This window comes from Clostridium sp. Marseille-P299 (assembly GCF_900078195.1).
Taxonomy (GTDB): Bacteria; Bacillota; Clostridia; order Lachnospirales; family Lachnospiraceae; genus Lachnoclostridium.
This window is the reverse complement of sequence record NZ_FJVE01000007.1, coordinates 1,595,435-1,616,463: the sequence shown is the minus strand read 5'-3', so window position 1 is coordinate 1,616,463 and position 21,029 is coordinate 1,595,435. Positions and strand designations below refer to the sequence as shown.

The following is a 21,029-nucleotide window of genomic DNA, read 5'->3' as shown; positions in this document are numbered from 1 at the left end:
TCCTTTTAGTCTCTTATAACCTCTTTCAATCCCTGTTATTATCTAACATATATAACAATGCATTGCATATCGATGCAGCAACATTGCTGCCACCTTTTCTGCCCTTCGCAACAATATATGGAACATCTGTGCTCATAATTAATTCCTTGGATTGAACTACATTTACAAATCCTACAGGAACTCCAATTACTAATTCTGGTTTTATTTTATGTTCCTGAATTAATTCATGAATTCTTATAAGTGCTGTAGGAGCATTTCCTATCGCAAAAATTAGCTTTTTGTTTAAAGTTGCAGCTTTATCCATACTTGCCACTGCTCTAGTGGTACCATTTAATTTCGCCATCTTTGCTATTTCTTCGTCTGAAATATAGCAAATTGCTTCACCGCCAAAACGCTCCAAGGTTTTTTTATGAATTCCCGACTTTACCATGTTTGTATCCGTAACAATGCAAGCTCCATTCCTAAGTGCATCTAAACCCCTTTTCACTGCATCTTTTGAAAATGTCATAGTATCTGCATATTCAAAATCTGCGGTGGTATGAATCACTCTTTTTATAATAGGTTCTTGCTCTGGTAAGAATACTCTTTCTTTTAACTCTTCCGTTATAATTTCAAAACTTCGTTTTTCAATCTCACTTGGAAGAACTTGATCCAATTTAATATTCATGTATGATTCGTCATATTCCTTTCTACAGATAAAGCGGATAACCTAAATCTGCTTATACTACTTGTTGTAAACTTTATTTACTTATAACTAAAAGCTTTTTAACCTATAATTTCTCAGCTTTTATCTGCTCCCTAGTCAAGTAAAAAACTTCATTCCTAAGTACTCTATCACTTTATTTCGTCTTTAAACGTAGCACAAGCTACCAAGAATTGATACGCCATTTCAATATTACCATAAAGGTATAAATGAGGAAATCCTGCAAATAAATTTCCATTGCAGTGAATGCATGGATATTCTCGATCTCTTCCACGTTTATTCGCTGTGCAATCGTTACCCGGGTTCTCACTATCCCAATAATGATATTCATGGGCTGGAAAATGTATGAAGGCTTCACCAAGGATTGATGTTTTATTCGTTGTCACATCAACATACCCAAATCGCTGTAATCTTTCCGTTTTATAGGCTTTTGCATCAATCACTGATACCATTTTATAAGACTTACAGCTCTCATCCTCTAACTCTTTATGAAGATATAAAAAACCTCCACATTCTGCAATACATGGCATTCCTTTTCCAATGGCTGTTTGAATACTATCTCGCATTGTAACATTCCTTGAAAGTTCTTTTGCAAACCTCTCTGGATACCCGCCACCTAACCAAATACCGTCACATTCTTCCGGTAATTTTTCATCCTTCAATGGCGAGAAAAATGTAAGTTCTGCTCCCATCTGCCTGAGCAAATCAAAATTATCCTCATAATAAAAGGTAAATGCTTCATCACTTGCAATCCCAATACGAACCTTATCTTTTATTCGCGGTATCTTAGGTTCTTTAAACTTAAGTTCCTTTGCATTATAAGCAAGTTCTAATATAGCATCAATGTCCAAAGATTTTTCAAACACCTCTGCTAAATGCTCTAAATCTTCCCTAAAATGCACCACCTCATCTGGTGAAACTAAGCCTAAATGTCTGCTTTCAATTTTCATTTCTGGAAGTGTTTCAACATATCCTAATACACGGATTGGTAACTTTTCTTCAATCTCCTTTTTAATAATCGGATAATACATAGAAGTCATATGATTTAATATTACTCCTGCAATTTTGCTATCCTCTACGTATTCTAAAAATCCTTTAATTAATGCAAGAATGGATCCGCTCATCCCTTTTGCATTGATAATTAAGATTACTGGGGTATCTGTAATACGGGCGATGTCATAAGAGCTAGCCTTCGTAGAAAGACCGCTAAGGCCATCATAATAACCCATAACCCCCTCAATTACCGATATATCCATACCCTTTGCTGTTTTTGCAAATACATATTTAAGTGTTTCATCCTCTAAAAAGTATGAATCTAAATTTCTAGATTTTGCTCCAATGACCCGACTATGAAACATTGGATCAATATAATCTGGACCACATTTAAACGAGGCAACTTTTAATTCTCTATTTATTAAAGCTTGTAATAAGCCGCAAGTTATCATCGTTTTACCACTTCCACTTCCAATGGCAGTTAGCATAACTCTTGGTAAATTCTTTTTCATAAATCTTTTCCTTCTCCTGTAAATGAAATAATATAGACAGGATTTTGTCCCATCATTAAGTTATAATCTCCTACATTTTTTCCTTTTGAGATCATTGCTTGCACTATTTCTACATCTTTTACTGGTAATTGCTTTACTAGTGAAATAATTTCACTTAAGGTTTCTAATGCAATCACATTTAAAACAATTCTAATACTTGGATTTTTATCAAGTAAGTCATAAATAATACATGCTAAGTTGCCAGAACTTCCACCAATAAAAGCATGGGTTGGTTTTGGCAGTTCTTTTATAACATCTGACGCTTCAGCGTGTATAATGTGAAGGTTATTCACACCAAACTTTTGCTTGTTCTGATTGATTAATGAAACCGCCTCTTCTTTCTTCTCAATCGCATATACCTCGCCACTTCTAGAAAGAATCGCTGCTTCGATAGAAACAGAACCAGTTCCAGCACCAATGTCGTATATAACCGAGTTTTCTCTAAGCTCTAACTTAGAAAGTGAAATGGTACGAACCTCGCTTTTGGTCATTGGTGTTTTATCACGGATAAATTCTTCATCCCTCATTCCATAGGACACTTTCTTTGAACCATTTAAACTATGAGAATCATGTTCTAGGTACATGACCGCCATATTAGAAACTGTAGTATAGAGTAACTCTTTCGCTGTCCCAGTTATAATTCTTTCGCCTTTATAAGAAAGATTCTCACCAATACTTATTCTTACATCGGAATAACCATGTTGAATAAGTTCAGAGCAAATATCAGGGATGTTTTTATCTCCTCCCAATAAAGCAAATATCTTATTGGAGTTTTGCAACTCCCTAACAATATCAAAGCTCCTGCCATGCAAACTTATAAAAGTAACATCTTCCCATGGGACACCTAATCGATTTAAAAAGTAAATTGACGATGAGATTCCTGAAATTGCTTCTACCTTAAAATCTTTTAAATATGGTCGTAAACGCTTTGCACCACTGTAAAATCCGATATCTCCTGAAAAAGCTACCACAATGTGATCTTTTTCCTTATGTTTTATAATATAATCAACAATATCTTCATTCTTTATGGCAACATAGGTTTCCTTTTTAAATTCCTTTAATTGCTCCAGAAGCCGTTGGGAACCAACAATTGCATCACAGTTTTCTAAAGCATTTAATCCCTCTAAAGTGATTGTTTCTTTACTTCCCATACCCATACCAAGCAAGCTTACTTTTCTTGTCTGTTTTATACCGTACTTCTTCTTAAGCCTAGTAATCACTTCTTCGATTAAGTAACCCTTCTCTTCTTTTGGTCGTCCAATGACAATCGGGGTTACCTTTGCTTCTAATGCTGCTTCTATTTTCTCTTCAAAGCCGCCACTTGTACCTGACTCTTTCGTTACAAGATAGGAGGCACCTACTTGTTTTAACATTGCAAGATTTATGTCTTTCCCAAAGGGTCCTTGCATACACAGTAAGTGATTATCTAAAAATCCTAATTGATTACACTCTTTTACCACAGATACGGTCGGAAGAACGCGTACAAAACACCGCTTTTCATATTGATTTAATTTTGTGAATTCTTTTAATTCCTTACTTCCAGTGGTTATAAAAATATTACCTTCCATCTTTGATAGATACTCTACCGCACCTTTATAATCCTTTACCCAAACACAATTTGCATCTCTTTTATAATCATTACTTCTTAAAACACGAACATATTCTATCTGCATTTCTTCGCAAACATTACGTATATTTTCAGAAGCAACCACAGCAAAAGGATGTGTTGCATCAATTACCATATCAAATGAATTATTATCAATTAAGGCTTTCATTTCAAGTTCATTTAAAGCTTTTGCTGATGTCCTTATGTACTTGCTCTCAGGTAACAATTGTTCTCCGTACTCCGTTGTAACGCACACAAACGTAGGTATTTTATTCTTATCGAAAAACTCCGCTAATGTTCTTCCTTCTACGGTACCGCCAAATAAAAGTATTTCTCCCATGCATTTATCCTCCATTCTGCCGTTTTGAAACTTAAAAATAAACCAAAACACCCTTGTGCTTTCGCAGGTTAAAATACTTTTTCAACCTTTTTCTATTGGTATCCCCTAGGCGTTACTATAGAATTTCCTATTCTTTTTGTTTGTGAATTTCCAATAAAAACTGTAGTAAACATATCAACTTCTTTAATCATTAGCTCTTCTAATGTCACAATTTCCATTGTTTCACCAAGTCTACCGATATTTTTAACAATACCGCAAATCGTATCTTTATCTGCGGATTCAAGGACAATTTCGCAAGCTTTTTTTAAGTAATCTTTACGCTTTTTACTGGATGGATTATAAAGACAGATAACAAAATCTGCTGCTGCTGCAAATTTTAGTCTTTTTTCAATCTTTTCCCAAGGTGTTAGTAAATCACTAAGACTTATTACTGCAAAGTCATGAATCAGTGGTGCTCCTAATACTGCTGCACCGCTTGAAGCTGCCGTTACACCCGGAATTATTTCGACTTTTACTTCTGGATATAATATTCCAATTTCAAGTATTAAGCCTGACATTCCATAAACTCCTGCATCTCCGCTACAAATCATGGATGTCGTTAAGCCTTCCCTCGCTTTTTCAAATGCTAGAATGCATCGATCTTTTTCTTTCGTCATTGGGGTTGTTATGTATTCTTTACTTTCAAAATAAGGTTTTATTAAATCCGTATAAACGGTATAGCCCACAACAACATCACTTTCTTCTAACGCCTTAATTGCTTTTACCGTCATCTGATCATACTCGCCTGGTCCAATCCCTACCACATATAATTTATTCAAAGAAAATCCTCCTATTTATCTTTGTGATTGCTAATGTCATTCCATCTCTTGCAATCTTTTTTTGAATCATCGAGCCATAATTACTCACTAATAAGGTTGCACGCTCACAGACATTTCCTACACCAGTGGTTTGATGCACGAAGTCAGATTCTTCAAAATCACCCTTTACTTGTTTTAATTCCTCGGAAGAATACGTAACAAACTTACTATTATACTTCGCTGCTAGAAAACAAAGTGCCTCTTCTTCTTTTTTTAGATCAATACTAGCAATGTAAGCAATTGCTTCTTTTGAAATATTATGTTTTTCTAATTCCTTGTCCACGAACAATTCCAAATCTTCTTTTCTTGTATTTTTCCTACAACCAATACCTAAGCATATGACCTGTGGAATTAATTGCAATGTAGAATGCTCTTCATCCATTGAGCTTTTTGATGTAACATGTATTTTATAAGCACTTCTAAGCTCGTCCGTATTTTCTGTAAATTCTGTATTTTCCATATTTTCTGTATTTTCTGTATTTTCTGTATTTTCGGTCCTTACAAAATTTATATCACCAGTCTCTTTTCGCTTAACAAACGCCGTTCCAATAAACTCATCAATTCCCACTGGAAACTCTCCATCTACTGGTAATTCAGTTTCAAAAGTTACATGTTTCCCATCTAATATATCAGCAGAAATCAACTTTGCTAACTCTTTATTTGTTAGTTTTAACTCATTCTTTTTTGCAAAGACATCCACTGCAAAGGCTCCATTCACATCCGTAGCCGTTGAAATAACCGCAACCCCACCAGTAATATTGGCTATTTCCATTGCTAGTTCGTTTGCTCCACCCACATGTCCTGATAACAAAGGTATGATATATCCTCCAAGCTCATCCATGGATATTACTGCTGGATCTGTAAATTTATCTTTTACAAATGGTGCAATTGCACGTACAGCAATTCCACACGCTCCAATATAAATAATGGCATCACATTCTTCAAAGGAATTTTCCGTCCACTTCCTAAGGGAATCATTTAAGGAAAATAACTGAAACATTTCTGCATACCGTTCCATCGTATAGCCTTTACAACTAATGTCACGGTTTGATAACGCCTCACATAATTTCTGATTCAATGCACTTCCAGCTCTTGTAAAACTAATAATATGAAGTTTCATTGTTCTTAGAGAGCTCTTAGTTTGAACGTTTATGTCTGGCATCTTTTATTCCTTTCCCTTACGGTATTCTGTTGTAAAAGCAGCATCATAAAGCTTAGATAATTCGTATGAATCTCCCAATACATTTCCAACAATGATTAGTGCTGTCTTTTTCACTTCATTTACCCTTGCAGTTTCTTCTAAGGTTTCAATGGTACAATGGAAAATCTTTTCCTCTGGCCATGTCGCTTTATAAACGATAGCCGCGGGTGTATTCCCATCATAACCTCCTTCGATTAATTCTACGGAGAGCTCTTTTAATAATCCAGTGCTTAGAAAAATAACCATGGTCGCTTGATGTACTGCAAGTTTTCTTATGTCCTCTTTTTCTGGTACTGATGTTCTACCTGCCATCCTTGTGATAATAATCGATTGTGATACACTTGGTAGCGTATATTCCATCTGCAAACTAGCTGCCGCTCCACAAAATGAACTTACTCCTGGACATATATCAAACTCAATATTCTTCTCTCTAAGCAAATCCATCTGTTCTCTAATTGCACCATAAATGGAAGGATCTCCAGTATGTAATCGGACTGTCATAAGCCCTTTTTCTTCTGCTTTTTCTACTACCTCAATGATTTCTTGTAAATTCATTGTGGCACTATTATAAATCTCACATCCTGCCTTCGTGTTCTCTAATAATTTTTTATTCACCAACGAGCCAGCATAGATCACAACGTCTGCTTTTTGCAATAACTTAAGTCCTCTTACCGTAATTAAATCCTCTGCTCCTGGTCCAGCTCCTACGAAATGTAACATAATAATTCCTCCACTCCTTGTGTTCTACCAAGGATTCCATGTTGATTTGAAAATGTGATAACACCAATTTTTAATTGATTCCCAGCCCGCTTGTTCATATGAAATAAAATCCGCTCCATAATTAAATTCATCGTAGAATCAAGCAATCCTGCTTCTTTTATGTAGTCTAGTGCTTCCTCTGTCGTGATAGCGTTCATAATTTGTTTCAGTAAAGAATTATTTCCACCAGCAAGGGCTGTGTATGCAGTTAAGATTTCCATTCTACAATCACCGTTTTTTGAATGGGTATTCATGATTCCACCAGCAAGCTTTATTAACTTACCAATATGCCCAATGAGAATCATTCCCTCTAACTTTTCCCTGATGGCATAATCAATGGTATCTCCAATGTAGTTACTGCATTTTATGGATTTCTCCATTGAAATCCCTAGGACTTCCCTTGAAAAATCTTCTCCGCAATTTCCTGGTGTTGTTAATAGATAGCTACCTCCAGACGCAGAAAGCATTTTAATTTCTAAATGAATTGTTTCTCGTATTGCATCCTCACTCATTGGCTCTACAATACCGCTTGTCCCTAAAATAGAAATCCCACCTTCAATTCCTAGTCGGGGGTTAAAGGTTTTTTTCGCTATTTCAACTCCTTCAGGGATAGAAATAATAACTTTTAAACCACCTTCATAATGGTATTTATTAATTTCCTCTTCAACGGCTTCACGAATCATTTTTCTAGGAACTTTATTAATCGCTGCTTCTCCAATTTCCTGTTCAAGACCTTTTTTTGTGACCCTCCCTACACCAATTCCACCATCTAATAAAATACCAGGCTCAGTCATTTTCTCTACACTTGCATAAACCATAATTCCATTGGTCACATCCGGATCATCACCGCTATCTTTTTTAATCCCGCAAGAAGCCATACTAGTATTATATATAGCCTCTTTTACTTCAAGATTTAGTAAAATACCTTTTGGTGTCATGAATGTAACCATGTCCACATTTTTTTGCTCTAATAACATCCTTGTGGCAGCTTTTGCAGCTGCAGTTGCACAAGAACCTGTTGTATAACCATACCTTAATCTTTTTTGCTCTTTTATGATATATTCATTCACTATGACAACCTCGTATTATTTAAACATTTTAAAGGGGTTACAAAGAAATTTTCTCACTATTATATCAATTATTAGGACTATGGTCAAACTCCTTATCTATTTATATATAGTACAAGCACCTTGAAAGTAGACTATAATATTTTTTGAAGTTGTTGTTTTTTACTTCTTATAAAATAAAAAACACTGAGATTCTATACTATAATCCAGGGCCATAAAATATGATATACATTTTTTGTGTTGTATTATAATTAGAGGATCTATATCGATTATACAAAAACAAAGTAACGTGTACAGTGCTGCTAAATTTAATGATACACCCATTTCACATTAAGGCATAGACAACATATTTTTGTGTAGTATAATAAAATATAACGAATCAATAAGAGGGAGATATTAATGAAGGAAATATTAGAAAAAATAGAATTGATGTCAAAGAATAAAAGACGTATAGTACTTAATATTGTAATATTTTTCTTAATTTTTGAAGCAATAGTTATATTTCCATTAAAATATGAATTTTCAATAATGAATGCTTCTATAATTTATTGTTACTTTATACTTGGATTTGCTTTGTGTGCTACAACAAGAAGAAAATCAATAGTTATACTTTTAGGAATTACTTTTACCAATGTGATAGGACTTGGATTGCGCATTTTGTTAGAATGGGGTGAATATTCGATGATTAGAGATTTAACGTATAAAAATGTTCTGCTTACGTATTTTCCAATTATCGCAATAACCTTCATCAGTTATCTATACACAAAAAATGTTATTCAAAGAAAATCGAATACAGTTTAACAGTATGATAATAAGCACCTTATCTCTAGGCGCTTATTATTTTTTTACATAACAACATTATAATCTAACAGAGCAAAAAAATAAAACCCTACAAGCTACATAATGCTTGTAGAGTTTCGTATATTGCGCTAAGCGCTTTATTATTGTAGTATTTCAACAACTACTTTTTTATCATCCTTTGTTGCGGCAGCTTTTACAACCGTACGAATAGATTTCGCAATACGACCTTGTTTGCCGATTACCTTACCCATATCTTCCGGAGCAACCTTTAACTCAACAACGATTGACTTTTCAGTCTCTGTTTCTGTTACAACAACTTCTTCCGGATGATCAACGAGTGACATAGCAATTACCTGAACCAATTCTTTCATTACTTTTCACCTCCGCATATTCTTCTTAATAGAACTGCGTATAATCAAGCTTTTAAAGCGCAATTATTTAACGATACCAGCTTTTTTAAATAATCTGCTAACAGTTTCAGTTGGTTGTGCACCATCTGCTAACCATTTTTTAGCAGCTTCCTCATCAACAGAAAAAGCACTTGGCTCTTTAGTTGGATCGTAAGTACCGATTTCAGCGATAAACTTACCATCTCTTGGGGATCTGGAATCTGCAACAATTACTCTATAGAAAGGAGCCTTTTTTTGACCCATTCTCTTTAATCTAATTTTTACTGCCATTGTTCAATTCACCTCCTTAAAACTTATATCTATGTTGAATTGTATTATCTATTTACGTGTAGTAAAATTATAGTGACTCCCGTTTACTACACTCCACAAATATTACAAGACACAGCTTTATAAACCAAATGGGAGCTTAAAGCGTTTCTTGCTCTTTCCACCCATCATGCCGGAAAATTGTTTCATCATCTTTTTCATCTGGTCAAATTGTTTTACCACACGATTGACTTCACTAATATCCACTCCAGCACCTTTAGCAATACGTTTTTTTCTTGAAGGATTTAGAATGTCTGGATTACGACGTTCTTCCTTCGTCATGGAATAGATTATGGCTTCAATACCAGCAATGGCATTCTCACCCTCATCCCAATCAACATCTTTAAGATTTTTATTACTTAGACCACCAACACCAGGAAGCATCTCCATAATCTTTTGCATGCCACCCATTTTTCTCATCTGTTGCATCTGTTCTAAGTAATCTTCAAAATCGAACTCTGCTTTCTTAATCTTCTTTTCGAGTTCTCTAGCTTTATCTTCATCAATTTCAGATTGTACTTTATCAATCAGTGTAAGTACATCGCCCATACCAAGGATTCTTGAAGCCATACGATCTGGATAAAATTGCTCCAAATCAGATAACTTCTCACCCATACCTATGAAAAGTATTGGCTTTCCTGTTACAGAACGAATGGATAATGCCGCACCACCTCTGGTGTCACCATCAAGTTTTGTTAAAATAACACCTGTGATTCCAATCTTCTCATTGAATGTTTCTGCAACATTAACAGCATCTTGACCTGTCATTGCATCTACAGTAAGAATAATATGATCCACTGATATATTTTCTTTAATTTCAATTAATTCATTCATCATATCTTCATCAATATGAAGACGACCAGCGGTATCTATGATTACAACATTGTTGCCATTCTTAATTGCATGTTCCATCGCAGCTTTTGCGATATTAACAGGTTTGTGGTTTGTTCCCATTGCAAATACAGGAACCCCTTGCTTCTCACCATTGATTTGTAACTGATCAATAGCTGCTGGACGATAAATATCACAAGCAACAAGTAAAGGTTTTTTACCTTTTGCTTTGAATTTTCCTGCAAGTTTTGCAATTGTAGTTGTTTTACCAGCACCTTGCAAACCACACATCATAATTACAGTAATCTCATTTCCTGGACGAAACTTAATCTCAGTGGTTTCATCTCCCATGAGTTTTACCATTTCTTCATTAACAATCTTAATTACCATCTGGCCAGGTGTTAAGCTTGACATAACATCTTGACCGATTGCGCGCTCTTCAACGGATTTTACAAAATTCTTTACGACCTTGAAGTTAACGTCAGCCTCTAATAATGCCATCTTAACTTCACGCAGTGCTGCTTTAACATCTGCCTCGGAAAGTTTTCCTTTTCCACGAAGGTTTTTAAATACATTTTGCAATTTTTCGGATAAACTTTCAAATGCCATACGAAACCTCCATTTTATAATTCATGTAATATATCTTCAGTAATCTGTACAATTTGTTTTAAATGATCAACTTCATTCGAGACTAACATCTCTTCTGATAATTCTTTAATTTGATTGACCTTTGCTTTCGTAATATGAAACTTTTGAACTAACATTAGTTTTTCTTCATATTCCTTCAACTTTTTTGTACATCGTTTTATTATATCATAAACACCTTGACGACTAATCCCTGCTTCTTCAGCAATTTCACCAAGAGATAAATCGTTTAGGACATAATCTTCAAAAATTTGCTTTTTATGTTCACCAAGCAGTTCACCGTAAAAATCATATAAAATGGAAAGCTCTACGACTTCCTTTAATGTTTCACTTACACTCTCTTTTGTGTTCTTAATTTTTCCACTCATAAAAAGCACCACCTGTAAAGTTTTTTTCTTTACAGATGGTAGTATAAAATAAATAAAAGAGTTTGTCAATAAAAAATTGAAATAAATTCTGAATATTTTAAAATTTATTTTTACGATATAAATCATATTTTTAATTAATATAAATTATTTTAACTCTACTTTATGTTTTTTTAATGGCATAGTTTTTCTTTTTTACTGAATGACCAACCATATCATTATATTTACTCTGGAGATATATTATACATTTTACGCATTCTACTTAGAAAATATATTTTCGTAATTATGACTATGAAAAAGGAAATGTAAGCTATCCATTCATTCATAAAGGTAGAACCGATTACTTGAGTCGCATATCCAAGAAATGAAAAGATCAAAATGTATCTCATATGGTAAATGTAACTCTGCTGCGCTTCTTTCTCATAAAAATCAGATAGATAATGAATGGTACCTTCTAATATATAATAATATAAAATTGTTTCAGCAAGACCAAATAACATAATCAAAATTATATTTCCAAAAGGTCCCATGGATTGAGTGCTTGATGACATGTTAAGAAATATATTAACGACATTTAATAATGCTAATAAGCTTGCACATGATTTAGCACTCTCAAAAGAACGATCATTGTATTCTGATAAAATACTTGTTAAACCCGCTACCATAATTAAGTACCCAATAAAAGGTGGAAATATCTTTATCGGTCCAAGGGTTATATAAATAAAAGTTATAAAAAATCCCCTAAATAATTTGTGATATCCTGCTTTCATATCTTACCTACTTTCCTTAATAAATTGATAGACATCCCACCAATTATTAAAATAAGGAGAATAATTTATGTTATTAATTATTTCTTCAAAGGTTCTTCCTTGTTCATCTTGATAGATAAATAATGGCCTAATGTCAATATTAGCGTATTTCAGTTCTTTTTCATTTGAAACATCAAGGAATGAATATACTGTAATCGTTTCCTCTGGTTGTAATACAAAATTCTTTAAATTCACTTCATATGTACATGGAAGCTGATAACTCCACAGATCTCCAAGAATCTTTAATGTAAGACTTTCTCCAAGAATTTCAGAGTATGGATTTATTATGGAAGTTAAATATATCTTCTTGTTAGCCTCATAACTAACACTCGTATCCCCTTGATTTGAGCCACTAACTGAAAAAGTGGAAAGACCACCCTCTTTATATTCATATTGGATTAACTCAATCTGTCCAAGGTCTACTTCCATTGTGCTGGAGTCACTAAATGAAACAACTGCTTTATTTAGATTAAGATTTTTTAAATCTAGATCGCTTACATTATTTATTGTTACATATACCGTTTGTATCTTGTATAAATCAACTATTTCTTCGTTTTCTCCAACATAGGAAAAGGATGGAAACATAGTTGGACTGTAATTCACATTGACATTTAATTCTGGATGTTCCACAAATGAAATGTTCCACATAAAACTAGATTTATCACGATTTGTTATGTATTGTATTGGAAACTCTACCGAATCATTTTCAGAATCAATTAAGTACTGGGCGTAACTTTTTATAAAGACTGGCTCTCGTAATCTCAAATGCCATTGTAATCCAATGCAAATTATAGTAAGGAGAATAAGTAGAATACTACCATTTTTTAAAATCTTTTTATTTAATCTCATAAGCACCTTCTTAACTATGTGTTATATCTAAGCTATTTAGATGAAACGAGATAAAATAAACTTAGACAATTATTTTTTGTTATATACTATTGTAGAAAATTCTTCCATTTTTGTCAAGTCCGTACACAAACATACCAATAAAAATCTTTACTTAATGAAATGTCATTTCAATTAAAAATCAACGAACAAATTCAACTAGTAGAAAGCACTGAAGATGCTTTTTGCTCAAAATAAACTGTCATTTATTTTTACTATCACCGCTTGTATCAAGGGCAAATACTGTTTGTACTGTAATAATTTTTCTATCATTATGATTTAAATTTAAAATAAGAAGGCTTCTTGAACTCGAACTGCACCCATATGTTATATTTTGTATCTAACATATGGTGGTTCAGTTCAACTTTAAAGACGCCTCCTTATTTCTATTTAATTTCTTCTATTTAATTATTTCTAATTAATTATATTCTCTTTACTCTTTGTACTCTCTATTAATTTAAGAAGTAACCATGAACTTGGATACATCTGTTCCATTTGATCTATGCCATACTGCTGCTTTAAAGAAAGGGCACTTTGTTTTAAATCATCATACCATTCTTGACCATTATCATATTCTACTTCACTAAGAAGGGCTTCCCCTTTGGTACCCATAATATCTTGACATATCAAAGCCATGATATCCCCTTTAAAGCCTGTTTGTTCTCCTTGTTCGAATAATTTGAAACAGTAACTAAGGGTATAGTTTCCATAGAAAAGTAAATCCCTATATTCTATTTGATCTTTTATTATATATTCATCTGGTCTAGATGAAATTTCTTGCGAAGATGCAATCGTATTTAGCAATGAAGTAATAATAGCATCACCATTTACACCTTCTTGCTGTATGGCTTGTTCATAACAGGACTGATCATGTTTTATATAACCTCCAACCATATCAAATACCGCATCGTGAATTTCTTCTGGAAATTTTTCTTTGATTGTAATAGAAAAATAGGAACCATCCTTTGGTGTCCAAAACTCAGTTACTTCATATTCTCCGTTCTTTAGTTTTTCAAATGTTATAGCAGTAGGTGAATGACTTCCCCGAGAAACAGATAAACTATCCCCTTCTAATTTAAACTCCAAATATAATGCCATTGCATATGCAGTTATAAAGTCTCCCTCTTCCACTACTTTAAGAATTGTATGTGCTTCAGTTGCAAAATCACTAAAGTAATATTCATCCTGATAGTTTTTTAAAACAGCGGCAGAAACTGCATTGTCCAAATTAGATACTTCTACATTTGTAGTCTTATCAGAATCATCTGGTGATTGAACTTTACTCTCCTCACTAGCAGTGATTTCTTTTGGTATTTCTTCATTGCTATCATTCTCACTATTTTGGTTATTAATATCGTTGATGCTAATAGTATCATTTATATTCTTAAGTTTGTTAGTAGAGGTACAGCTTACGCAGCTCAAACTAAGCAGTACGAATAGGACTAATCCAATCATAAAATTTTTATTTGTAAATAGATGAATTTTAATTTTTTTAACCAACAACTTTGTATTGTTATTTTTCAAAAGAATTCTTACCCTTTTCTTACTCACATTCATATCGTTTCATTACCTTTCCGTACATGTAATATACAATACTTACAATGTACACGATACATAATATACATTGTAAACAATTTACAATGGTTATATTAACTATTTGCATTTTAAGTCCATGTAAAACGAATCATGTATTTTAAAATCATCTTTAGTAAGGGCTCATCTGTTAAAATCAAAATTCTTTCATTTATAAATTGTTATTTTGGTATAAGCCACTATATTGTCATATTTAAATGTATACTGTAATACCAACTCTACAATTGTAGAATATCATCAAGTCAAATTTATAAGTATCACGAATAATGTCTATTCTTGTTCTACGCTTGTAGATTATCATATGTTAATCCCCTAACATCCTATTAATGTATCCATTAATATATTCGGAATCTCCTTTAAACTCACTAATATCATAGTTCTTATTGTGCATGTGGATAATAGCATTTCTTTTTATTACATTCTTACCTCTCCATCCACAAGACGTCCCACTGATTTTTTCTTTAAAAAATTTGTTATCCATTGTTGCAAATGTATAAACATCACCATTCATATAATCAAGAGTTTTAAATTCATTTAATACATTTATTTCTACCTCTTCATTATATGGGCATTTTAATTGGCAAAAATCACATCCAAAAACGTTTCCTTTTAATAGTCCGATTTCCTTATCACTAATTTCTTTCTTTTGAGTGATATAGGATAAACAGATATTTGGATTAATCTTAGTTTTATTAATTGATTTTGTTGGACATTCTTTGATACATCGTTCGCAACCAATGCATTCCTTGTATTCCGATATTTCACTAAAAGTTCGCTTATCCTTACAATCGATTTCTAAATCAGTTATAATTTCACCCAAGAATACGTAGGATCCATATTCTTTCGTAATTATCATATTATTTCTACCGATAAAACCAACGCCTGCTAAATATGCAATATAACGTTCTGGTAGTGAATTACTGTCAACAAAGCTCTTCGCTTTTCCACCTAAGCTCTCTATATACTCACATATCTTAGCTAAATATGAATTTACTACTCTATGATAATCAGCACGTTTTGTATAAACAGAAAACCCATTATTTTCTTTCTGAAGATTTTCTTGCTTACATTTCTCTTCTAAGTGAATGTTAACCGAATGGTTCTTTCCGTCATGATTTTCTTCCTCATGATTCAGCTCTTTATGAATCTTTAAATTTCCATCCTCATGATGCTTTACCACATGATTTTTTTCATCACTGCTCTCTTCATCATTACTATGATAATAAGGAAATGCTATAGATATAATGGTTTTTCCTTCCTCCATAGAAAGGTTAGGATTAATTCTCTTTTCAATATCTTTTTCTTCAAATTCATTCTGTAAATTATTTTCTTTACGATAGCGATAGAAGTCTCTCAATTCCTCAAAATTTCTACATGGAATAAATCCTATCGTATGAAGTCCTAATGTCTTACAGAAATCTTCAATTTTTTGTTTTACCATGTGAAACCTCCATGCTATAACCATTTTTCAATGGGATTAAAAACCTTTATGACATTTTTAACAATCTAAGCCCTCGATTTGTATCGAACGCCAATCATCATTTATCTTCTTAGGTTCACTTAAATCACCAAATCTTTTTTCTAACACTTGTAAGTGTCTCCAAGCACCAAATTTATAAGCAGTGTTTTTATAAATTGCAACTTCCGTAAATCCAAATTTCTTATGTAATGCAAAACTAGCCTCATTTGGATAGTCAAGCATTGAGTATATATTTTTATATCCCTGTTTTTCAACAATCTCAAATAATACTTTATACAATTTACTTGCGATTCCCTGTCCATGAAATTTCGGAGACAAGTATACGGCAACCTCGCAATCCCATGCAAAACCTGCTCGTTCAAAATGTGGGGATGCGTAGACATATCCTGCAATCTCTCCTTCTACTTCATATACAAGATAAGGATGTTTCCTCATAATAGATTCCATACGAAGTTTAAAATCTTCCAATGGAATCTTATCATACTCATACGTAATCGTTGTATTTAAGATATACGGCTCGTATATTGCTAGGATATCTTTTGCGTCTTCTAAAGTTGCAGGTCTTATTCCAGTCATTTCTTTACTCATCGTTTATGCCTTTCGCTTCACTTATCAAATTAATTTTAGTGTGTAAACATATACGTTCCAATACCAACGGCAATCGTTAAATTTAGCGAATCTACGTCTGGTGACTGAGGAATTATTATGCTTGTACCTACATTTAAATAACTATCATCTAACCCAGTTGCCTCATTTCCAAATACAAGGGAGAAGAGCTCTGGTTTCGGACAGTTTGATACTGTTAATTGGTTTTCACCATTTAACATAAATGTAAATACTTCTTGCTTGGAATATGCTCTTCTGTACTCTTCAAAGGAATCAAAATACTGATGACGTAAGCGAAACAACGCACCCATAGAGGAACGGATTACTTTCGGATTAAACACATCCGCACCTGGGCTTATAAAAGCAACGTCATAAATTCCAAATCCAACTGCAGTTCGAAGGATTGTACCTAAGTTACCCATGTTACTTGGATTTACAAGTACGATATGAGATTTATCTGCTGCCAGTTCACAGGTGAATTTTTGAAATACTCCAACAACAAATACATTTTCCTTATCACTTACCTTAGCAATGGTTTTGTCCCCTGCAAGAACAGGTATATTATTTTTCTTACATAATTGTTCTAAATTTTCTCTATCTGTAAAAGTAGAATGAATATATACTCCTAATACACTACTTGGCTTACTTTTTATTAATTCAATCGTTGGAAATGCTCCTAATGTATATGAATATTCAAATCCTTTTTTATATGGTTTTATTGGTTCCATGACAATTCTTCCTATCTAATTAATTTTTTTACTTTACTTATTGTAACGTTCTTTCTTTTATGTGTCTAGACCTGTACCATAAAAGCTTTTAAAAAATTAAGTAAATTGATTCTAGTTCATCATTGACCTCGTCCTTATTATTTAAACCATATTACTATAAAACACTATATATCATACTCAAAAAGCGATAGTAAAAGGGTCGTTGTCCTTATCTTGATTCCAATCATATTCAATACGATTCGTAATACTTAGAGCTTCATCGAAACCAATACGATCATGAATAAACCCAAGAGCCATATCGATACCAGCGGATACTCCTGAAGAAGTATAGTATTTATCATCTACCATTTATTAACATTTATTTTCTATCTATATTCAGCGAATACACAATGTCATAAACCACTTTTTTTGCAATCTAAGTAACCCAGATAGAAAAGACGTGGTGAAATTAATCAACTTCACCACGTCTTTTCATAATTTATACAATTTTATAAACACATTCTATAAATATTTTCGATATCCTGTTGATTTAAGTGTTTAAATCCAGGTAAAACATCCCCATAACATGCTTTTTGAGCCATAATACTAAATTTTGAATCATCAATACCTATTTCACTTAATGTACTCTTTAATCCCAACGTTTTAAAGAAGAAATCAGAAAGCATTTCAATGCTCTTCTTTGCAACTGTCATAGGTTCAAGATTTTTATCAATTCCAAATACATTACATCCAAACTGGTAGAATTTTGATACAGTTGTTTCGTCTAAAGTATATTCCATCCAACGTGGAGTTAATATTGCTAATCCTAAACCATGAGTTATATCATAATATGCTGATAACTCATGTTCCATTGGATGACAACTCCATGCCTGGTTTTTCCCACCATCAACAAATCCGTTGATTGCCCAGGAAGATGCCCACATCAAATTGGCACGTGCTTCATAGTCATTTGGTTTTTCAATCGCAATTGGCCCAAATTTAATTACTGTTTTTAAAAGTCCTTCCATAACAGTATCAAGCATATATAAATCTTGATCCATGTTAAAATATACTTCTAAAATATGTGATATGATATCAGCACATCCGCATGCCGTCTGATATTCATTTACTGTATATGTGTTGGTTGGATCTAAGAAAGAAACTTTTGGTAACATACTTGGATGCATCATGCCAATCTTATCCTGTGTGTCCATATTGCTAATAACTCCACCAGCATCCATTTCAGATCCAGTGGCTGATAAGGTTAATATCGTAACGATTGGTAAACAGTTCGTGATTGGAGCTTTCTCTATTAGTAGATCCCATGCATCTCCATCATAAAATGCTGCTGCTCCTATGAATTTTGTTGCATCAATAACAGAACCACCACCCACTGCTAGTAATACATCAATATGTTCTTTTTTACAAATATCTGCTCCTCTGTTGACAGAAGTATGTCTTGGATTTGGTTCAATCCCAGAGCATTCAAATAATTCTAAGCCAGCTTTTTTTATTTCTTCTGTAACTTTATCGTATAAGCCAGTCTTTTTAATGGAACCACCACCGTATACTAATAAGACACGTGTTCCAAACTTTTTTAATTCTTCTCCTAAATATCCTAATTTATTTTCACCAAAATACACTTTGGTAGGGATATCATAAATAAAATTTGAATTCATTCTTTCTCCTTTACCTATTTATCTTATATTTCATCTCACTATAATGTTCTTCTATAAATAATATTTTTTATCGTGACACATTAAAATTATAACATCTTTAATTAACTCTAAGTCAAGTAATTAATCACAAATAATTGAAAATAAAAATTCAGAACTAGAAATACTAACTAAAACCAATCTGACCGATACCAATTAAGCCAATAGCGTTTATAAAAAATGAAGCACATTTTCTATAAACGCTATCTTCTACTTACATACTTTCTTTTAAAATACTTACAATTTCTTCATGTGTTAGAACTTTATATCCACCTGGAAGAATGATTGTTGCATTCGCAATACCTTCAATCATATCTTCTGTAACGCCAAGTTCGGTGATATTCATCACAAGACCAAGTTCTTTCATCCAACGTTCCATTGCGCTAAGACCTTCTGCTGCAACCTGTTCTTTTGTCTTACCTTCAGCATTAACATCCCAGACATTTACTGCAAATCTTGCAAACTTTCCAAGTCCATAAGGCATAATGTATCTATAGTAAGGTAATGAAACTGCTGCAAGTGTCATTCCATGAGTAGCATCTGTATAAGCACCTACTGCCTGACCGAGCATGTGAACCATCCAATCTGTAGATTTACCCATTGCAACTAAAGTGTTGAGTGCCCATGTAGCAGTCCACATGATATTACTTCTTGCTTCATAATTATTAGGATCTTCAATTGCAATGCGGCTTGCATGAATTAAAGATTTCATCAAACCTTCACTAATATAATCACTTGTATTATCATCATCGCCTGAAAAATACTGCTCACAAATGTGGTTCATAATATCATAGAAACCCGCAATCATCTGTTGCTTTGGAAGTGTAAGTGTATACTTTGGATTTAAGATAGAGAATTTAGGCATAACATTATCCCCAAAAACATGACCAATCTTAAGTTTTGCTTCGTGGTTCGTAATAACAGCTCCACCATTCATTTCAGAACCAGTTCCAACCATAGTTAATATACAGCCTACAGGAACCACTTCACAGCTAACATCTTCAAAACGAATATAATATTTTTCCCATGGATCTTCATCACAATGAATTGATATAGATAATGCTTTTGAATAATCACATACAGAACCGCCACCTACTGCTAAGATAAAATCTATTTTGTTCTCTCTTGCAATTTTTACACCTTCACGAAGCTTTTCAATCGTTGGGTTTGGCATAACTCCAGATACCTCTGTAATATTCTTACCATTCTCCTTTAAAATACCAACAACTTCATCATAGATTCCATTTTTCTTAATGGAACCGCCACCATACACTAGAAGTACATTAGAACCATACTTCGGAAGCTCTGTGTTTAGATTCTGAAGTGATTCATCTCCAAAATAAAGTTTTGTAGGGTTACTAAATGTAAAATTTCCTAACATAATTTTTCCTTCTTTCTGAATAATATTTATTTTTTGATACGATAAAATGCCTCCTGTTATTTTTCCTTTATAAAATCTTTATGTACATAGACACTTTACACCCTTGACCTAACTTCAAGGCAAGCACTTTTTTATTTTTTTTTGTATCCTCTACATGAGTTACATCTTCGGTGTTTCTGCTTCATTTTCTTCTGTTTATTCTCTTTTGCTATTACTAAAATAATTTTATCATCATCACATAATAATAACAAATGCTTATACCAAATAACCCTCTATGCTTAATAGGCATATTAATATAAACAACGATACAAGCATTCTCTATACCAATCATTTTACATATTTCTAATGATGTTCCTCTCACATTTCTATATATGTCACTACAAAAAAATTCTAAGCCATTAAAATAATGACTTAGAAC

20 protein-coding genes and 1 pseudogene are annotated in these 21,029 nt (G+C 33.1%); 1 reads left to right on the top strand and 20 read right to left on the bottom strand.

The features are described 5' to 3' along the window. Nucleotides 1-25 precede the first annotated feature (25 nt). From BN4220_RS14935 to cbiD, 7 genes are all read right to left on the bottom strand, one after another. The gene (locus tag BN4220_RS14935) at nucleotides 26-667 is read right to left on the bottom strand and encodes a precorrin-8X methylmutase (RefSeq protein WP_066718063.1); all 642 of its coding nucleotides are present in this window, start codon (nucleotides 665-667) and stop codon (nucleotides 26-28) included. A 167-nt stretch (nucleotides 668-834) separates the two neighbouring features. Beyond that, nucleotides 835-2,208: a cobyrinate a,c-diamide synthase gene (locus tag BN4220_RS14930; RefSeq protein WP_066718060.1), complete on the bottom strand. Its 1,374-nt coding sequence runs from the start codon at nucleotides 2,206-2,208 to the stop codon at nucleotides 835-837. After that, nucleotides 2,205-4,193, bottom strand: a complete 1,989-nt coding sequence (locus BN4220_RS14925; RefSeq protein WP_066718057.1) for a bifunctional cobalt-precorrin-7 (C(5))-methyltransferase/cobalt-precorrin-6B (C(15))-methyltransferase — start codon at nucleotides 4,191-4,193, stop codon at nucleotides 2,205-2,207. The genes BN4220_RS14930 and BN4220_RS14925 overlap by 4 nt, the downstream gene beginning before the upstream one ends. A 92-nt stretch (nucleotides 4,194-4,285) precedes the next feature. Then, nucleotides 4,286-5,011 (bottom strand): precorrin-3B C(17)-methyltransferase, encoded by a 726-nt coding sequence (gene cobJ, locus BN4220_RS14920; protein ID WP_066718054.1) that lies wholly within the window; start codon nucleotides 5,009-5,011, stop codon nucleotides 4,286-4,288. Next, nucleotides 5,004-6,212: a cobalt-precorrin 5A hydrolase gene (locus BN4220_RS14915; RefSeq protein ID WP_066718051.1), complete on the bottom strand. Its 1,209-nt coding sequence runs from the start codon at nucleotides 6,210-6,212 to the stop codon at nucleotides 5,004-5,006. Before BN4220_RS14915 ends, cobJ begins: the two co-directional genes overlap by 8 nt. Before the next feature lie 3 nt (nucleotides 6,213-6,215). After that, nucleotides 6,216-6,971, bottom strand: coding sequence for a precorrin-4 C(11)-methyltransferase (gene cobM / locus BN4220_RS14910; protein WP_066718049.1), 756 nt, complete (start codon nucleotides 6,969-6,971; stop codon nucleotides 6,216-6,218). Continuing rightward, the gene (gene cbiD / locus BN4220_RS14905) at nucleotides 6,956-8,080 is read right to left on the bottom strand and encodes a cobalt-precorrin-5B (C(1))-methyltransferase CbiD (protein WP_347477113.1); all 1,125 of its coding nucleotides are present in this window, start codon (nucleotides 8,078-8,080) and stop codon (nucleotides 6,956-6,958) included. The genes cobM and cbiD overlap by 16 nt, the downstream gene beginning before the upstream one ends. 396 nt (nucleotides 8,081-8,476) lie before the next feature. On the opposite strand from cbiD, the gene BN4220_RS14900 reads away from it, so the two are divergent. After that, nucleotides 8,477-8,878: a hypothetical protein gene (locus tag BN4220_RS14900; RefSeq protein ID WP_066718040.1), complete on the top strand. Its 402-nt coding sequence runs from the start codon at nucleotides 8,477-8,479 to the stop codon at nucleotides 8,876-8,878. Nucleotides 8,879-9,018: 140 nt separating this feature from the next. Here BN4220_RS14900 and BN4220_RS14895 read toward each other — a convergent pair whose 3' ends face one another. The 13 genes and pseudogenes from BN4220_RS14895 to BN4220_RS14840 form a co-directional block, all read right to left on the bottom strand. Beyond that, complete coding sequence (locus BN4220_RS14895) at nucleotides 9,019-9,249, bottom strand: KH domain-containing protein (protein WP_066718037.1); 231 nt, start codon at nucleotides 9,247-9,249, stop codon at nucleotides 9,019-9,021. A gap of 63 nt (nucleotides 9,250-9,312) precedes the next feature. Next, a complete protein-coding gene (rpsP, locus tag BN4220_RS14890; protein ID WP_066718034.1) occupies nucleotides 9,313-9,558 on the bottom strand; it encodes a 30S ribosomal protein S16 in 246 nt (81 codons plus the stop codon). A 117-nt stretch (nucleotides 9,559-9,675) separates the two neighbouring features. Next, a complete protein-coding gene (ffh, locus tag BN4220_RS14885) occupies nucleotides 9,676-11,034 on the bottom strand; it encodes a signal recognition particle protein (protein ID WP_066718032.1) in 1,359 nt (452 codons plus the stop codon). A gap of 14 nt (nucleotides 11,035-11,048) precedes the next feature. Next, complete coding sequence (gene ylxM / locus BN4220_RS14880; protein ID WP_066718029.1) at nucleotides 11,049-11,438, bottom strand: YlxM family DNA-binding protein; 390 nt, start codon at nucleotides 11,436-11,438, stop codon at nucleotides 11,049-11,051. A 221-nt stretch (nucleotides 11,439-11,659) separates the two neighbouring features. Continuing rightward, a complete protein-coding gene (locus BN4220_RS14875) occupies nucleotides 11,660-12,205 on the bottom strand; it encodes a hypothetical protein (protein ID WP_066718026.1) in 546 nt (181 codons plus the stop codon). Between the two features lie 3 nt (nucleotides 12,206-12,208). Next, complete coding sequence (locus BN4220_RS14870) at nucleotides 12,209-13,093, bottom strand: hypothetical protein (RefSeq protein ID WP_066718023.1); 885 nt, start codon at nucleotides 13,091-13,093, stop codon at nucleotides 12,209-12,211. Between the two features lie 450 nt (nucleotides 13,094-13,543). Continuing rightward, the gene (locus tag BN4220_RS14865; RefSeq protein ID WP_148401748.1) at nucleotides 13,544-14,653 is read right to left on the bottom strand and encodes a hypothetical protein; all 1,110 of its coding nucleotides are present in this window, start codon (nucleotides 14,651-14,653) and stop codon (nucleotides 13,544-13,546) included. A 373-nt stretch (nucleotides 14,654-15,026) separates the two neighbouring features. Next, on the bottom strand, nucleotides 15,027-16,163 hold the full coding sequence (locus BN4220_RS14860) for an epoxyqueuosine reductase (RefSeq protein WP_066718017.1): 1,137 nt from the start codon (nucleotides 16,161-16,163) through the stop codon (nucleotides 15,027-15,029). A gap of 57 nt (nucleotides 16,164-16,220) precedes the next feature. Next, entirely contained in the window at nucleotides 16,221-16,790 is a 570-nt protein-coding gene (locus BN4220_RS14855; protein ID WP_082812329.1) for a GNAT family N-acetyltransferase, read from the bottom strand. A 35-nt stretch (nucleotides 16,791-16,825) separates the two neighbouring features. After that, nucleotides 16,826-17,536: a TrmH family RNA methyltransferase gene (locus BN4220_RS14850; protein ID WP_066718014.1), complete on the bottom strand. Its 711-nt coding sequence runs from the start codon at nucleotides 17,534-17,536 to the stop codon at nucleotides 16,826-16,828. A 177-nt stretch (nucleotides 17,537-17,713) separates the two neighbouring features. Next, a pseudogene (locus BN4220_RS20130) lies at nucleotides 17,714-17,866 on the bottom strand (DJ-1/PfpI family protein); the annotation flags it as partial. A gap of 158 nt (nucleotides 17,867-18,024) precedes the next feature. Beyond that, nucleotides 18,025-19,194, bottom strand: a complete 1,170-nt coding sequence (locus tag BN4220_RS14845; RefSeq protein ID WP_066718011.1) for an iron-containing alcohol dehydrogenase — start codon at nucleotides 19,192-19,194, stop codon at nucleotides 18,025-18,027. Nucleotides 19,195-19,444: 250 nt separating this feature from the next. Further along, the gene (locus BN4220_RS14840; RefSeq protein ID WP_066718008.1) at nucleotides 19,445-20,611 is read right to left on the bottom strand and encodes an iron-containing alcohol dehydrogenase; all 1,167 of its coding nucleotides are present in this window, start codon (nucleotides 20,609-20,611) and stop codon (nucleotides 19,445-19,447) included. Nucleotides 20,612-21,029 lie beyond the last annotated feature (418 nt).

Excerpts from the sequence above, each read along its gene's own strand:
- BN4220_RS14935 (WP_066718063.1), bottom strand. The coding sequence starts at position 667 with ATGAATATTAAATTGGATCAAGTTCTTCCAAGTGAGATTGAAAAACGA.
- BN4220_RS14930 (WP_066718060.1), bottom strand. The coding sequence starts at position 2,208 with ATGAAAAAGAATTTACCAAGAGTTATGCTAACTGCCATTGGAAGTGGA.
- BN4220_RS14925 (WP_066718057.1), bottom strand. The coding sequence starts at position 4,193 with ATGGGAGAAATACTTTTATTTGGCGGTACCGTAGAAGGAAGAACATTA.
- BN4220_RS14915 (WP_066718051.1), bottom strand. The coding sequence starts at position 6,212 with ATGCCAGACATAAACGTTCAAACTAAGAGCTCTCTAAGAACAATGAAA.
- cobM (WP_066718049.1), bottom strand. The coding sequence starts at position 6,971 with ATGTTACATTTCGTAGGAGCTGGACCAGGAGCAGAGGATTTAATTACG.
- BN4220_RS14900 (WP_066718040.1), top strand. The coding sequence starts at position 8,477 with ATGAAGGAAATATTAGAAAAAATAGAATTGATGTCAAAGAATAAAAGA.
- BN4220_RS14895 (WP_066718037.1), bottom strand. The coding sequence starts at position 9,249 with ATGAAAGAATTGGTTCAGGTAATTGCTATGTCACTCGTTGATCATCCG.
- rpsP (WP_066718034.1), bottom strand. The coding sequence starts at position 9,558 with ATGGCAGTAAAAATTAGATTAAAGAGAATGGGTCAAAAAAAGGCTCCT.
- ffh (WP_066718032.1), bottom strand. The coding sequence starts at position 11,034 with ATGGCATTTGAAAGTTTATCCGAAAAATTGCAAAATGTATTTAAAAAC.
- ylxM (WP_066718029.1), bottom strand. The coding sequence starts at position 11,438 with ATGAGTGGAAAAATTAAGAACACAAAAGAGAGTGTAAGTGAAACATTA.
- BN4220_RS14875 (WP_066718026.1), bottom strand. The coding sequence starts at position 12,205 with ATGAAAGCAGGATATCACAAATTATTTAGGGGATTTTTTATAACTTTT.
- BN4220_RS14870 (WP_066718023.1), bottom strand. The coding sequence starts at position 13,093 with ATGAGATTAAATAAAAAGATTTTAAAAAATGGTAGTATTCTACTTATT.
- BN4220_RS14860 (WP_066718017.1), bottom strand. The coding sequence starts at position 16,163 with ATGGTAAAACAAAAAATTGAAGATTTCTGTAAGACATTAGGACTTCAT.
- BN4220_RS14855 (WP_082812329.1), bottom strand. The coding sequence starts at position 16,790 with ATGAGTAAAGAAATGACTGGAATAAGACCTGCAACTTTAGAAGACGCA.
- BN4220_RS14850 (WP_066718014.1), bottom strand. The coding sequence starts at position 17,536 with ATGGAACCAATAAAACCATATAAAAAAGGATTTGAATATTCATATACA.
- BN4220_RS14845 (WP_066718011.1), bottom strand. The coding sequence starts at position 19,194 with ATGAATTCAAATTTTATTTATGATATCCCTACCAAAGTGTATTTTGGT.
- BN4220_RS14840 (WP_066718008.1), bottom strand. The coding sequence starts at position 20,611 with ATGTTAGGAAATTTTACATTTAGTAACCCTACAAAACTTTATTTTGGA.